Annotated in this window: 13 protein-coding genes; 10 read left to right on the top strand and 3 right to left on the bottom strand. The window is 73.5% G+C overall.

Annotated elements, in window-relative coordinates; translation table 11 throughout:
* Nucleotides 1–13: 13 nt before the first annotated feature.
* The gene (locus tag ABT369_RS42080; protein WP_350621288.1) at nucleotides 14–979 is read right to left on the bottom strand and encodes a zinc-dependent alcohol dehydrogenase; all 966 of its coding nucleotides are present in this window, start codon (nucleotides 977–979) and stop codon (nucleotides 14–16) included.
* 104 nt (nucleotides 980–1,083) lie between these two features.
* On the opposite strand from ABT369_RS42080, the gene ABT369_RS42075 reads away from it, so the two are divergent.
* From ABT369_RS42075 to ABT369_RS42045, 7 genes are all read left to right on the top strand, one after another.
* Complete coding sequence (locus ABT369_RS42075) at nucleotides 1,084–1,794, top strand: CDP-alcohol phosphatidyltransferase family protein (protein WP_350621286.1); 711 nt, start codon at nucleotides 1,084–1,086, stop codon at nucleotides 1,792–1,794.
* On the top strand, nucleotides 1,794–3,458 hold the full coding sequence (locus ABT369_RS42070; RefSeq protein WP_502891889.1) for a sulfatase-like hydrolase/transferase: 1,665 nt from the start codon (nucleotides 1,794–1,796) through the stop codon (nucleotides 3,456–3,458). Before ABT369_RS42075 ends, ABT369_RS42070 begins: the two co-directional genes overlap by 1 nt.
* Before the next feature lie 23 nt (nucleotides 3,459–3,481).
* Nucleotides 3,482–4,735 (top strand): glycoside hydrolase family 3 N-terminal domain-containing protein, encoded by a 1,254-nt coding sequence (locus tag ABT369_RS42065; protein ID WP_350621282.1) that lies wholly within the window; start codon nucleotides 3,482–3,484, stop codon nucleotides 4,733–4,735.
* 93 nt (nucleotides 4,736–4,828) lie between these two features.
* On the top strand, nucleotides 4,829–6,652 hold the full coding sequence (gene dnaK, locus ABT369_RS42060; protein ID WP_350621280.1) for a molecular chaperone DnaK: 1,824 nt from the start codon (nucleotides 4,829–4,831) through the stop codon (nucleotides 6,650–6,652).
* 9 nt (nucleotides 6,653–6,661) lie between these two features.
* Complete coding sequence (locus tag ABT369_RS42055; protein ID WP_350621278.1) at nucleotides 6,662–7,162, top strand: nucleotide exchange factor GrpE; 501 nt, start codon at nucleotides 6,662–6,664, stop codon at nucleotides 7,160–7,162.
* Entirely contained in the window at nucleotides 7,152–7,988 is an 837-nt protein-coding gene (locus ABT369_RS42050; protein WP_350621276.1) for a DnaJ C-terminal domain-containing protein, read from the top strand. Before ABT369_RS42055 ends, ABT369_RS42050 begins: the two co-directional genes overlap by 11 nt.
* On the top strand, nucleotides 7,985–8,305 hold the full coding sequence (locus ABT369_RS42045; RefSeq protein ID WP_350621274.1) for a chaperone modulator CbpM: 321 nt from the start codon (nucleotides 7,985–7,987) through the stop codon (nucleotides 8,303–8,305). Before ABT369_RS42050 ends, ABT369_RS42045 begins: the two co-directional genes overlap by 4 nt.
* Before the next feature lie 6 nt (nucleotides 8,306–8,311).
* On the opposite strand, the gene ABT369_RS42040 is transcribed toward ABT369_RS42045, so the two are convergent.
* The gene (locus ABT369_RS42040; RefSeq protein WP_350621272.1) at nucleotides 8,312–8,695 is read right to left on the bottom strand and encodes a YccF domain-containing protein; all 384 of its coding nucleotides are present in this window, start codon (nucleotides 8,693–8,695) and stop codon (nucleotides 8,312–8,314) included.
* Between the two features lie 38 nt (nucleotides 8,696–8,733).
* On the bottom strand, nucleotides 8,734–9,516 hold the full coding sequence (locus ABT369_RS42035) for a protein kinase family protein (RefSeq protein ID WP_350621270.1): 783 nt from the start codon (nucleotides 9,514–9,516) through the stop codon (nucleotides 8,734–8,736).
* A gap of 365 nt (nucleotides 9,517–9,881) precedes the next feature.
* Between ABT369_RS42035 and ABT369_RS42030 the strand changes: the two genes are divergently transcribed.
* From ABT369_RS42030 to ABT369_RS42020, 3 genes are read left to right on the top strand one after another with little or no spacing between them, the layout of a single operon-like run.
* Nucleotides 9,882–11,342: an APC family permease gene (locus ABT369_RS42030; RefSeq protein ID WP_350621268.1), complete on the top strand. Its 1,461-nt coding sequence runs from the start codon at nucleotides 9,882–9,884 to the stop codon at nucleotides 11,340–11,342.
* 43 nt (nucleotides 11,343–11,385) lie between these two features.
* Nucleotides 11,386–12,204: a hypothetical protein gene (locus ABT369_RS42025; protein ID WP_350621266.1), complete on the top strand. Its 819-nt coding sequence runs from the start codon at nucleotides 11,386–11,388 to the stop codon at nucleotides 12,202–12,204.
* Nucleotides 12,201–13,397, top strand: coding sequence for a pyridoxal-dependent decarboxylase (locus tag ABT369_RS42020; RefSeq protein ID WP_350621264.1), 1,197 nt, complete (start codon nucleotides 12,201–12,203; stop codon nucleotides 13,395–13,397). The genes ABT369_RS42025 and ABT369_RS42020 overlap by 4 nt, the downstream gene beginning before the upstream one ends.
* Nucleotides 13,398–13,413: the final 16 nt, after the last annotated feature.

Here is a 13,413-nt window from a genome sequence, read left to right as displayed (position 1 = left end):
GGCATGCTCCTGTTCAGTAGGTGATCACGTGGCCGAGGGCCGGCAGCGTCCCGTCGGCGAGCCGCGGCAGCACCGCCGGCAGCTCGGCGAACGGGGACTCGCCGGTGATGAGGGCGTCGAAGGCGGGGTCGCGCAGCAGGCGCAGCGCCAGGGCCATCCGGTCGGCGTAGGTGCGGGTGGCGGCCCGGGCCGGCGAGACGGTGCCGACCTGGCTGCTGCGGATCGTGAGCCGGCCCGAGTGGAACGCCCCGCCCAGCGCGAGGGTGACCGGGCGGTCGCCGTACCAGCTCAGCTCCACCACCGTCCCCTCGGCGGCCAGCAGCCCGAGCGCCGTCTGCAGCCCCCGCTCGGACGCGCTCGCGTGGATCACGAGGTCGCGGCCCCGGGACGCCTCGTCCGGGCCGACGAACGCGACCCCGAGCGCGTCCGCGACGGCCCGGCGCGACGGGTCGGTGTCGACCAGCTCGACCTCGGCCCCGGGCAGGCGGGCCAGCAGTGCGGCGACGCTGCAGCCGACCATCCCCGCGCCGACCACGCTCACCCGGTCGCCGATCAGCGGGGCCGCGTCCCACAGCGCGTTCACGGCCGTCTCCACGGTGCCGGCGAGCACGGCCCGGCGCGGCGGCACCCCCTCGGGCAGCGGCACCACCGCCGCGCGCGGCACCACGTACTCGGTCTGGTGCGGATACAGGCAGAACACCGTCCGGCCGCGCAGGTCCGCCGGGCCGGCCTCGACCACGCCGACGTTCAGATAGCCGTACTTCACCGGGAACGGAAAGCCGCCCTCCTGGAACGGCGCGCGCATCGCCTCGTGCTGGTCGGCCGGCACCCGCCCGGCGAACACGAGGGTCTCGGTGCCGCGGCTCACGCCCGAGTACAACGTCCGGACCAGCACCTCGTCCTCGCCCGGCGCGGGCACCTCGACCGGGCGGATCTCGCCCCCCGACTCGGTGGTCCAGAACGCGTACGCCACTGGCATGCGAAAACTCCCTGGAATCGTGCAGATCGAACCGTCACGCCCGAATGCGCGTATGCACTGACGGGTCCATGGTCAGCAAGCACAGCCTCGTACACGGAGCGACGATGCCGAAGGTTCGAACCGGTCCGGTCATTGGACTGATCTTCCATGTTGCCGTGCTCGGCGTCCTCTCGGGGACGGTCGGGCTGGGAACGGCGGGCTGGGCGGTCGGTCTCGCCGGCGGTCTGGTCGTCTCGATCGCGCTCGAGGCGGGCCTGCAGCGCTCCGGGGCCGAGGCCTTCGGCGCCGCGAACTGGGTGACGCTGACCCGGGCCGGGCTCGCCGGGGGTGTGGCCGCGCTTACCGCCGACTCCTTCACACGGCCCGTGTCGGTCCCGGTGCTGTGCGTGCTCGCCGCGGTCGCCCTCGCCCTGGACGCCGTGGACGGCAACGTCGCCCGGCGCACCGGCGGGGTCACCCCGCTCGGCGCGCGCTTCGACATGGAGACCGACGCCTGGCTGATCCTCGTGCTCAGCGCGTTCGTGGCCGAGTCCGTCGGGCCGTGGGTGCTCGCGATCGGGGCGATGCGCTACGTGATCGGGGTCGCCACGTGGCTCGTGCCCTGGCTGCGCGGGCCGGTCCCGCCCCGGTACTGGCGCAAGGTGGTCGCCGCGATGCAGGGTGTGACCCTCGCCGTCGCCGCGTCCGGGCTCCTGCCGCTCGCGGTCACGACCACCGTCGTGGCCATCTCGCTGCTGTTCCTCGTCGAGTCGTTCGGCTCCGAGGTGCTGTGGCGCTGGCGCCGGCAGTCGCTGCGGATCGCGGTGTCATCCTGATGTCCGTGCTGGCACCCGACGTCGAGACCCCCGCGCCGCCGTCGCCCCCGAGGCGGTCCCGGTCGCGCACGGTCCTGGTGTGGGCGGGAACGCTGCTCGGGGCCGCGGTGGTGCTGTTCACGCTGGTCACGCCGGATCGGCTCACGCAGTACACCCTCGGGGCCTTCCTGCGGATCCCGATCGAGGGTCTGCTGCTCGTCGCGCTGTTCCTCGCCGTGCGCGGCCGGGCCCGGACCGTGGTGCTCTGGGCGGCCGGGATCCTGCTCGGCGCGCTGTTCATCATCCGGCTGTTCAACCTCGGCTTCTACACCGCGCTCGCGCGCCCGTTCGACCCGGTGCTCGACTGGGTGCTGCTGGACCCGGCGTACGGCCTGGTCAAGTCCTCGCTCGGGGAATCGGCCGCGATCGTGATCACGGTCATCCTCAGCCTGGTCGTGCTCAGCGTGCCCGTGGTGATGACGCTCACGCTGCGCCGGCTCGCCCGCCTGGCCGTGCGGCACCAGGTGGCCACCACCCGCGGCACCGCGATCCTGGCCGCGGCCTGGGCGGTGTTCGCGGTCTTCGACGTGCAGGCCGCGAGCGGGGTGCCGGTCGCCTCCGACGGGGCCGTCGGCGCGCTCGGGACCCAGGTCTCGCTCGTGCGGCGCGACCTCGACGACGGCGAGAAGTTCGGCCGGCAGTCCCAGATCGACGCGTTCCGCGACGTGCCCGGCTCGCAGCTGCTCACCGCGTTGCGCGGCAAGGACGTGCTGCTCACGTTCGTGGAGAGCTACGGGCGCGACGCGGTGCAGAATCCGCAGTACGCGCCCCAGGTCAACGCGGTGCTCGACGACGGCACGAAGCGGCTGGCGGCGAAGGGCTTCCAGGCCCGCTCGGCGTTCCTGACCTCCCCGATCACCGGCGGCGGCAGCTGGATGGCGCACGAGACGCTGCTGTCGGGCCTGTGGGTCGACAACAACCAGCGCAGCTCGTCGCTGCTGGCCGGCGACCGGTTCACGCTCAACGCCGCGTTCCGCCGGGGCGGCTGGCACGTCGGCGGGATCATGCCGGCCAACGACCGCGACTGGCCCGAGGGCAAGTTCTTCCAGTACCACGACCTCTACGACTCGCGGAACATGGGCTACAAGGGCCCGAAGTTCAGCTACGTGCCCGTGCCCGACCAGTTCACGCTGGCGGCCTACCAGCGCCTGGAGCGCGCGCCGGGCCACCAGCCGACCTTCACGGAGATCCCGCTCGTCTCCAGCCACGCGCCCTGGACGCCGATTCCGCAGCTGGTCGGCTGGGACGAGGTCGGCGACGGCACCGTCTACCGCTCGATGAGCACCGAGGGCGACCCGCCGGACTCGGTGATCCGCACCTCGGAGAAGATCCGCACGGCCTACCGCAACTCGATCGTGTACTCGCTGAGCTCGCTGATCTCCTACGTGGAGACCTACGGTGACGACAACCTCGTGGTCGTCTTCCTCGGCGACCACCAGCCGTCGCCGGTCATCGTCGGGGACACCGCGAGCCACGACGTGCCGATCACGATCGTCGCCCGCGACCCCGCCGTGCTCGCGAAGATCTCGGGCTGGGGCTGGCAGGACGGGCTGCGGCCCGCCGACGGGGCGCCAGTGTGGCGAATGGACCAGTTCCGCGACAAGTTCCTGACCGCCTACCGCTAGCGGCGCTTGCGTATCCTCGACGGATGCCGAAAGGAACGCGCCGCAACGCCGAGCGGGGGCGGATCGGGCCGTTCCCGGTGTGGGCGGTCATCGCGGTGGCCGTGGTCGTGCTGGTCGGGGCCGGAGTCGCCTACGCCGTGTCCGGGGGCGACGACTCCCCGTCGCCCGGGGCGGTGGCCTCCGAGGGCGGGTCGGCGCGCGCGAGCGCCGCGGCACCGGCGTCGTCCGCCGCCGCGGGGTGCGCCGAGTCGGTGGTCGCCAAGCTGCCGCTCGAACTGCAGGCGGCCCAGCTGCTCATGATCGGCACGCCGCTGAGCTCGCCGCTCGGGGCGACACAGACGCTGCAGAAGTACAAACTGGGCGGTATCTTCCTCGCCGGGCGCTCCTCGGCCTCGGCGGCCACGCTGCGCCAGCAGATCACCCAGCTCCAGGACGCGGCCCGGGCCGGCGGCGGGCTCGCGCTGCAGGTCGGCATCGACCAGGAGGGCGGCCAGGTCCAGACGCTCAAGGGCGACGACTTCCCGGCCATCCCGACCGCGGTCAGCCAGGGCCGCCTCGACGCCTCGACGCTGAACAGCCGCACCGCCGAGTGGGCCGGGCGGCTCAAGGGCATCGGGATCACGATCGACCTCGCGCCCGTCGCCGACGTGGTGCCCGCGGACGTGGGCAAGAGCAACCCGCCGATCGGGGGGTTCGAGCGGCAGTACGGCTCGACGCCCGGGCCCGTCGCCGAGGACGTGGCCACGGTGGTGACCGCGATCCAGGGCGCGGGCGTGCAGACCACGCTCAAGCACTTTCCCGGCCTGGGCCGCGTGCGCGTGAACACCGACACCACGACGGGCGCGCGCGACGACCTGACGACCGCGGACGACGCGTCGCTGGAGCCGTTCGCGAGCGGCATCAAGGCCGGGTCGGCCGCGGTGATGATCTCCTCGGCGACATACCCGAAGCTCGACGCGAAGAACGTCGCCGCGTTCTCGGCGCCGATCGTGACCGACCTGCTGCGGGGGAAGCTCGGCTTCGACGGGCTCGTGATGTCGGACGACCTCGGCGCGGCGGTCGCGGTGTCCTCGGTCCCGGTGGGGCAGCGGGCCGTGAAGTTCGTGCAGGCCGGCGGGGACATGCCGCTGAGCGTGCGGCTCTCCGACGCCGAGCCGATGACGGACGCGCTCGTCGCCGCGGCGAAGGCCGACCCGGCGTTCGCCCAGCGCGTGACCCAGTCCGCGACCCGCGTGGTGCGCAGCAAGGTCCGGGCCGGGCTCGTGACCTGCGGCTAGCCCGGGTCATCCGGTTCGCAGGACGCTCCGGCCGCGGACCCGCGGCAACCCTGGATCCCGAAGACGTCACTCGCGTCGGAAGGACCGATTCCCATGGCCAGGGCAGTAGGCATCGACCTCGGGACGACCAACTCGGTGATCGCCGCGTTCGAGGGCGGGGCGCCGACCGTGATCCCCAACGCCGAGGGCAGCCGGACCACGCCGTCGGTGGTCGCGTACACGCCGGGCGGCGAGCGGCTCGTCGGGCACCTGGCGCGGCGCCAGGCGGCGCTCAACCCCGAGGGCACCATCACCTCCGCGAAACGGTTCATCGGGCGGCGCTTCGACGAGATCCCCGAGGAGGCCGCGACCGTCACCTACACCGTCGTGCCCGGCCCCGAGGGGGCGGTCCGGTTCGACGTGCGCGGACGGCGGATCTCACCGGAGGAGGTCTCCGCCCAGGTCCTGCGCAAGCTCGCCGACGACGCCGCGAAGTACCTCGGCGAGAAGGTCACCGAGGCCGTGATCACGGTGCCCGCCTACTTCAACGACGCGCAGCGCCAGGCCACCAAGGACGCGGGCCGCATCGCCGGGCTCGAGGTCCTGCGCATCATCAACGAGCCGACCGCGGCGGCGCTCGCCTACGGCCTGGACAAGCAGGGCCACGAGACCGTCCTGGTCTTCGACCTCGGCGGCGGCACCTTCGACGTGAGCATCCTCGACGTCGGCGACGGCGTGGTCGAGGTGCGCGCGACGGCCGGCGACACCCACCTCGGCGGCGACAACTTCGACCACCGGCTCGTCGACCACCTCGCCGAGGAGTTCCGCCGCGACGAGGGCATCGACCTGCGCCGCGACCCGCAGGCCCTGCAGCGGCTCATCGAGGCCGCCGAGCGGGCCAAGATCGAGCTGTCGACGGTGCCCCAGACCACCGTGAACCTGCCGTTCATCACCGCCGACGCGAACGGCCCCAAGCACCTCACGACGACCGTCACGCGGGCCGTGTTCGAGGAGCTCACCCACGACCTGCTGGAGCGCACCCTCGCCCCGGTGCGCCAGGCGATGAGCGACGCCCGGGTGGGGGAGGGCGACCTCGACGAGGTGATCCTCGTCGGCGGCGCGACCCGCATGCCGGCCGTGCAGGCCCTGGTCCGGCGGCTCACCGGCGGCAAGGACCCGAACATGAGCGTCAACCCGGACGAGGTCGTCGCGCTCGGCGCCGCGATCCAGTCCGGGGTGCTCAAGGGCGACGTGCGCGATGTCGTCCTGCTCGACGTGACCCCGCTCTCGCTCGGCGTGGAGACCCTCGGCGGCCTCATGACCCGCGTGATCGAGCGCAACACGACCATCCCGACCCGGCGCACCGAGACGTTCACGACCGCCGAGGACAACCAGCCCGCGGTCGAGGTCGTGGTGCTGCAGGGCGAGCGGGAGCGGGCCTCCGACAACCGGGTGCTGGGCCGGCTGCGGCTCGAGCACATCCGCTCGGCGCCGCGCGGAGGGCCGCAGATCGAGGTGACGTACGACATCGACGCCAACGGCATCCTGCAGGTCTCGGCCCGGGACCGCGACACCGGCGGCGAGCAGCAGATCACCATCACCGAGAGCGGCACCCTGGACCAGGCCGAGGTGGAGCGCATGGTGCAAGAGGCCGAACGCTTCCGCGGCGAGGACGAGCGCACGCGCCGCTCGGTGGAGGCGCGCAACGAGCTCGACGGGGCCGTCTACCAGGTGCGCCGCCTGCTGACCGAGCGCGAGGTCCCCTCGCACGAGCGCGAGCGGGCACAGCTGCTGCTGGAGGAGGCCCGATCCGCCGGCGACGATGACGTGCCACGGGTGACCGAGGACCTGCGCCAGATGGTGTACGCGCACAGCGGCGGCCCCGCGACCTCCTCGGCCGCCGCGGACGAAGACGTCGTCGACGCCGAGTTCTCGTGAGTGGTCGTGATGATGGATGACGTCGACTGGCAGGAGCGGTGGCGGCGGGCCGCGGCCGATGCCGACAACGCGCGGAAGCGGTGCGATCGGCTGGTCGCCGAGCGCACCGCGGCCGAGCGGGCCCGGTGCACGGCCGCGTGGCTGCCGCTGCTCGACGACCTCGACCTGGCGCTCGAGCACGCCGGCGCCGACCCGGCCACGATCGTCGCCGGCGTCGAGCGGGTGCGTGACGAGGGCCGGGCGGTGCTGGGCCGCCTGGGCTTCGAGCCGCTCGGCGCGCCCGGCGAGGTCTTCGACCCGGCCCGGCACGAGGCGACCGAGGCGGTCGCGGGCGGCCCGGGCGGCGCCGGAACCGTGGTGCGGGTGATCCGCCCCGGCTACGGCGGCCCGGACGGCCTGTTGCGCCCCGCGGCCGTGGCCGTCGCCGTCTCGGGGAACGACTCCGGGACGGACCCGGGGGAGGACTCGGGCGGGGACCCGGGGGAGGAACGGCCCGACGATGGCGCGTGACTTCTACGCGGTGCTCGGGGTGGCGAAGACCGCGACGGGCGAGGAGATCCAGCGGGCGTACCGCACCCTGGCCCGCCGCAGCCACCCGGACGTGAACAAGGAGCCTGGCGCGGAGGATCGCTTCAAGGAGATCACCGAGGCGTACCGGGTGCTCTCGGACCCGTCGCTGCGCCGCGAGTACGACGCCCGGGCCTCGGTCCCGAGCGGCGGCGGTTTCCGCGGCGGCCCCGCTGCCGGCGGCGGCCCCGGCGGCGGGTTTCAGGACTTCGCGGACTTCGAGGACCTGTTCGGCTTCGGGCCGGTGCGGGGGGCCGACGCCGAGGCGACGATCACGATCACGCTCGAGGACTCGTACCGCGGCGGCCACCGCACCGTGACGCTGCCCGACGGCACCCGGCTCGGGGTCACGATCCCGCGTGGCATCGCCGAGGGGCAGCGCCTGCGGCTCGCCGGGCAGGGCGCGGGCGGCCTCGGCGGCGGGCCCCGCGGCGACCTGCACCTCGTGGTGCGGTTCGCGCCGGACCCGCGGTACACAGTGGACGGTCGCGACCTCACCGTCCGGCTCCCCGTCGCCCCGTGGGAGGCGGCCCTCGGCGCGAAGGTCCCGCTGCGCACGCCGGCCGGAGAGGTGCTCCTGGACGTGCCGCGGGGTTCCTCGTCCGGCCGCCGCCTGCGCCTGCGGGGCCAGGGCCTGCCGGGCGCGCGCCCCGGCGACCTCTACGCCGAGGTGCGCGTGATGGTCCCGCCCGACCCGACACCCCAGGAGCGCCGGCTGTTCGAGGAGCTGGCGCGCGCATCGGCCTACGACCCGCGGAGCGCCTCATGACCCTGGCCATCGTGCACACGACGAGACAGACCGCGCGCGTCCGCTCGCTGGAGGCGTTCGCGGCCGCGGCGGGCGTGCATCCGCGCCTGGTCGCCCGGTTCGTGGCCCTGGGCCTGCTGGATCCGGTGCCGGGGGCCGGCGGGGCGCCCGAGTTTCCGGACGCCCAGCTGGCCCGCCTCGCCCGCATCCGCCGCCTGCACGCCGAGCTGCCGCTGAACTACGCCGCGCTGGGTGTCGTGCTGGACCTGCTCGCCCGCATCGAGGAGCTCGAGGCGCAGCTGCGCCACGCGCACCCGGACCGGCCCGACCGGGTCTGAGCAGGCCTAGTCGAGGTCGACGACCTCGCGGCCCAGGGGCCAGAACGCGGCCGGCACGAGCTTGAAGTGCGCGATGCCGAACGGGATGCCGATGATGGTGACGCACAGGGTGATGCCGGCCGAGATGTGGGTCAGCGCGAGCCACCAGCCGGCGAGCACCACCCAGAGCACGTTGGCGAGGCCGGTCACCACGCCGGAGCCGCCGGGCTTGGCCTGCACCGTCCGGCCGAACGGCCACAGGGAGTACACCGCCAGCCGCCACGACGCGATCGCGAACGGGATCGTCACCACGAGCACGAGGCAGATGAGCGCGGCCAGGGCGTAGCCGAGGAACAGCACGAACCCGCCGCCGAAGATGACCCACAGGACGTTGAGGACAAAGCGAATCACCCCTCGATCATGACGTACCGCCGCCACCGCGCACAAAGTCAGGCGGTCCAGAAGGACTCGGGCAACGCCTCCACCTGACGGGCGGCCGTCTCCAGGTCCTCGGTCATCGGCAGGTTCCGGACGAACACCGGGTCGCCGGTCGCCGCCAGCCGGCGCAGCACCTCGGCGTTGCGCCGGATCCGGGCGGCCACCGTGACGCCGAACGCCCGGCGGTCGCCCTCGTAGCCGTACGCGTCGAGCAGCCGGTGCAGCCGCCGCGCGCGATCCTCGAACGCGGTGAAGCCGACGGCCCGGGCGATGTGCTCGGCGTGCAGCGGCACCCACCACAGCGCCGCGAACGCGAGGTCGAACTCGCGGCTCGACGGCCCGGTGACCTCCCAGTCGACGAAGGCGATCCGGCCCTCGTTCCAGACCGCGTTGTAGGGCCCGGCGTCCTGGTGGCCGATGACGAGACCCGGCCGCCAGGAGGCGCCCGACATCCACACGGCGTCGGCGGGCGGGACCCAGCCCTCGGTGGCGTCGTGGAGCCCGCGCAGCCAGGCGCCCACGAGGTCGAGCGTCGTCTCGTCGAACACCCACGGGGCCCACGGCGTGACGTTGCCGATGGTCTCCCCGGGCAGGTACGTCAGCACCTCGCGGCCCTGGTCGTCGAGGCCGCGGGGCCGGGGCGCGCCCTCGAACCCGGCCGCCTCCAGGTGGGCGAGCACCGCATGGACGGCCGGGGTCCACGGCCGGGCCGGTTTTCGGATCGTGTCTCCGAGGCGTTGTGCGCCGGTCGTCCGGCCGCCTTCGAGATTCTCGGGCTTCTCAGGTTCTGTCATCGGCCGGACGCTACTCGCGGGCCGCCGAACCCCCGCGCGATTTTCCGCGCCGCCGGTCGCCGGTGCGGCCTTCGTGGCAGTTTTCCGATCGGATTTCCGACTCGAGTAAGGATCCTTTGTTGTCGTACGACAAGGTCAACGCAAGGTGATCATGACGACGCGGAATGTGAATTTCCACGCAGCCCTGAGTGGTAGGCGCTCAGTGATCCACACCTATACACTTCGCGGCGACATTTATCACATTGACTGCCGTGGCCGGATCGTATTCGGCCCCATCAGAGCCTTGGAGAGCGCGCCGCGATGCGTCCTTCCGCTACACCCGTGCCCGCAATCCGGAACATCTCCACTGTGGACGGTGGGGTCCGGTGACGACGCAAGGCCTTACTCGCCGCAAGATGAGCGGCGGGGGTGTGTGGCTCTTCCAGGTCGGCGCGAGCTCGCCGATGGCGGTGCTCGCCGGCGGTATCGTCGCCACCTACGCGGCCACCGGACTCGTCGCCACCCCGCTGACGTTCCCGCTGCTCGGCGTCATGCTCGGGCTCCTCGCGGTCGGATACGTGGCCATGTCGCGCACGGTGCCGCACGCCGCCCCGGCCTACGCGCTGCTCGCCCACGCCTTCGGGCCGGTGGCCGGGCTCGCGGGCGGGGCGCTCGCGCTGGTGTTCTACTCGGCCATCCAGATGAGTCTGTACGGCCTGATCGGCGTCACGATCGCGGGCCTGATCGGCGGATCGTGGCTGATCTGGGCCGCGGTCATCTGGCTCGTCGTCGCCATCTGCGGACTGCTGCACGTCTCGCTGTCGGCGTTCGTCGTCGGCAGCGTGCTCTGCGTCGAGCTCGCGGTCATCACGCTGTTCGACATCGCGAGCTTCACGCACCCGTTCGGCGGCTCGATCACCGCCGCGCCGATCACCCTCAGCGGCCTGTGGGCGCCCGGCATCGGCGGTGCCTTCGCGCTCGGCATCGCGGCGTTCATCGGCTTCGACACCGCCCCGGCCTACTCCGAGGAGGTCCGCACCAGCCGGAGCATCGGCCGCTCCACGCTGGCCGCGGTGCTCTTCATGGCCCTGTTCTACGGGGTCTCGGCCTGGGCGCTCGCGGTGGCCGTCGGCGACCGGCAGATCGCGGCGACCGCCGCCAACCCGGACTCGGGCCTGCCGTTCTCGCTGTTCGACCAGTGGTACGGCAGCGGCCTGAGCCTGCTCGCCACGCTCCTGCTCGTCACGAGCGTGACGGTGGCCATGCTGTCCTTCCACAACACGATCGCGCGGTACCTCTTCGCCATGGCCCGCGAGGGCGTGCTGCCGGCGTGGCTGGCCCGCACCGGCACCAGCGGCCGGGCCCAGGGCGCGCCGACCGGCGGCTCGCTCGTGCAGAGCGTCTCGGCCCTGCTCGTCGTCGGCGTCTTCGCCGCGGCCGGGGCGGACCCGATCGGCGTCATCTTCACCTGGTTCTCCGCGGCCGGCGCCGTGGGCATCCTGGTCATGCTCGTGCTCATCTCGACGGGCGCGATCCGCTTCTACCGCCGCGGCGGCGGGAGCACCGAGGGCCTGTTCGTCACCACGGTGCTGCCCTCGCTCGGCGTGATCGGCGGCCTGGTCGTGCTCGCGATCATGGTGTCGCACCTGTCCTCGCTGCTGCAGATCGCCGAGAGCTCGCCGCTGCAGGCCATCATCCCGGCCGTGGTGGTGCTGACGGTCGTCGTCGGCGTGGTGTGGGGCTTCGCGCTGCGGGCCCGCAAGGCGCCGGTGCTCGCCGAGGTCGGCAAGGGCCGGCCGGACCCGCTGCGGGTGCTCGACCAGCGGCTGCAGGACCTCGATGTCTGACCCGCGCATCAGCCCCTCGCCGTCCTCCTCATCATCCTCCTCGGTGCCATGGTGGGCGCTCGAGCGCACGAACGAGGGGCAGACACCGCCGCCGGGCTTCTCGCCCGAGCCCGAGACCCGCGCGCCCGGCCCGCGGCACATGCAGAGCGTGCCGGCCGGCCCCGAGTCGGTACCGTCGCCACCGCCGCCGAACGTGGACATCACGCCGACGTATCGGGGCGCGGTCGTGGCGCGGCTGCGGCGCTTCTCGTTCCTGCACGCGCGGCACGCCTGGGAGCGTCGCCGCCGCGACCCGCTCGCGCCGCACGGGGTGGCCCTGTTCTACAGCGAGCCGGACGGCCGGTTGTACGACCAGCTGCGCACGGCCACCCGGATCTTCCTCGCCGACGACGAGGCCGCCTCCCTGCCGCACCTGCTGTACGGGATGGCCCAGCACGCCCGCGAGGGCTACGCCGCCGATCCGCGCTTCGACCCGCGGACCACCATGTGCAACAAGACCGACTCGATGTCGGGCCACGCCGTGTTCGCCGGCATCGGGGTCGTCACGCTCGACACGCAGTACGGCGACTGGGCCACCGCCCAGCGCACCGCGCGCAGCGAGGCCGACCTGCCGGGCCGCTGCTACGCCCGCCTCATCGACGGCACGATGCTGGTGCTCGACCGCGGCGGGGAGCAGCAGTTCAACGCCCTCACCGTGGACTGCTCGGTGCGGGACGGCAACACGCAGTACGGCACCCCGAGCATGCACTGGCGCTGGAACCCGGCGCTGGCCGAGACGCCCGAGTCCGACCCCATCTACCACGTGTGGCGGTGGATGGGCGAGATCGGCCGGATCGTCGACCACGGGTCGCGGCCGCGATGACCCCGGGGTTGCCGGGCGACCCGACGGTGGCGGGCCGGCTGGACCAGCTGCATGCCGACCTGCTCCAGCACCGCGACTACGACCTCGGCTTCCCCGGCGCGACCGACCTGCCGGACGTGAGCGCCCTGGTGCCGTTCGAGCGCCTGCTGCTCAACAACGTCGGGCACCCGTTCGCACCCGGCGGCGCGTACCGCCTGCACACCAAGCACCTCGAGTACGAGGTGATCGGGTTCCTGGCGGACCTGTTCGGGGCGCCGCTGGACAACCGGCACGGGTACGTCACCACCGGCAGCACCGAGAGCACCCACTGGGCGCTGTGGCAGGCGCGGCGGCAGCTCGCGGCCGCGACCGTCTACTGCTCCTCGGCGGCGCACTACAGCGTGGCCAAGGCCGCGGAGCTGCTGCGGTTGCGGCTGCGCGAGATCCCGGCCGACGAGCGCGGGGAGATGCGATACGACCTGCTCCACGCGGCGGTGAGCCGGGACTCGCGGCACCGGCGCGGCACCGGCGTCATCGTGGTGGCCTCGATCGGCACGACGATGACCGAGGCGGTGGACGACGTCGCCCGCATCGGCGCGGCCCTCGACGCCGCCGGGGTCGAGCCGCATCGGCGCTGGGTCCACGCCGACGCCGCGCTGGCGGGCGTGCCGCTGGCCCTGGACGAGTCCGTCGGCCGCCCCGCGTTCACGTTCACCGACGGCGCCCACAGCATCGCCGTCAGCGGGCACAAGTTCCTGGCGGTGCCGTTCCCGTGCGGCGTGGTCGTGGCGCTCGCCGACCGGCACACGGGCCGGGGCGACATCACGTACACGGCCGCGCCCGACAGCACCATCACCGGCTCGCGCTCGGGGCACGCGCCGCTGTGGCTGTGGTACCTGATGCGGCACTGGGGCCCGGCCGGCCTGCGGGCGCGGGCGGAGGGGGCGCGGGCGCTGGCGCGGTACACCGAGCAGCAGCTGCGCGGCGTCGGCTGGCCGGCCTGGCGCGCCCAGCCGCGGGCCTTCACCGTGGTGTTCCCGCGCCCGCCGCAGCCGCTGCTGGACCGGTGGCCGCTCGCGACCGACGAGCGCGGCAACGCCCACGTCGTGCTGATGCCCGGCGTCCCGCCCGAACGCGTCGACCGCTTCGTCGCCGACCTGCGCGACACCGTCGCCACCGCGTCCGGGCTGGTGCCGGGCGCCCTGGCGAGCTGAGCGGGCGGCGGCCCGC

Source organism: Dactylosporangium sp. NPDC000244, assembly GCF_040300725.1.
Taxonomy (GTDB): Bacteria; Actinomycetota; Actinomycetes; order Mycobacteriales; family Micromonosporaceae; genus Dactylosporangium.
This window is presented reverse-complemented; position numbering and strand designations above follow the sequence as displayed.

What these genes read in the sequence shown, in the direction of transcription:
- ABT369_RS42045 (WP_350621274.1), top strand. Translation starts at nt 7,985, where the DNA reads ATGACCCTGGCCATCGTGCACACGACGAGACAGACCGCGCGCGTCCGC.
- ABT369_RS42070 (WP_502891889.1), top strand. Translation starts at nt 1,794, where the DNA reads ATGTCCGTGCTGGCACCCGACGTCGAGACCCCCGCGCCGCCGTCGCCC.
- ABT369_RS42080 (WP_350621288.1), bottom strand. Translation starts at nt 979, where the DNA reads ATGCCAGTGGCGTACGCGTTCTGGACCACCGAGTCGGGGGGCGAGATC.
- dnaK (WP_350621280.1), top strand. Translation starts at nt 4,829, where the DNA reads ATGGCCAGGGCAGTAGGCATCGACCTCGGGACGACCAACTCGGTGATC.
- ABT369_RS42035 (WP_350621270.1), bottom strand. Translation starts at nt 9,516, where the DNA reads ATGACAGAACCTGAGAAGCCCGAGAATCTCGAAGGCGGCCGGACGACC.
- ABT369_RS42020 (WP_350621264.1), top strand. Translation starts at nt 12,201, where the DNA reads ATGACCCCGGGGTTGCCGGGCGACCCGACGGTGGCGGGCCGGCTGGAC.
- ABT369_RS42075 (WP_350621286.1), top strand. Translation starts at nt 1,084, where the DNA reads ATGCCGAAGGTTCGAACCGGTCCGGTCATTGGACTGATCTTCCATGTT.
- ABT369_RS42055 (WP_350621278.1), top strand. Translation starts at nt 6,662, where the DNA reads ATGATGGATGACGTCGACTGGCAGGAGCGGTGGCGGCGGGCCGCGGCC.
- ABT369_RS42050 (WP_350621276.1), top strand. Translation starts at nt 7,152, where the DNA reads ATGGCGCGTGACTTCTACGCGGTGCTCGGGGTGGCGAAGACCGCGACG.
- ABT369_RS42065 (WP_350621282.1), top strand. Translation starts at nt 3,482, where the DNA reads ATGCCGAAAGGAACGCGCCGCAACGCCGAGCGGGGGCGGATCGGGCCG.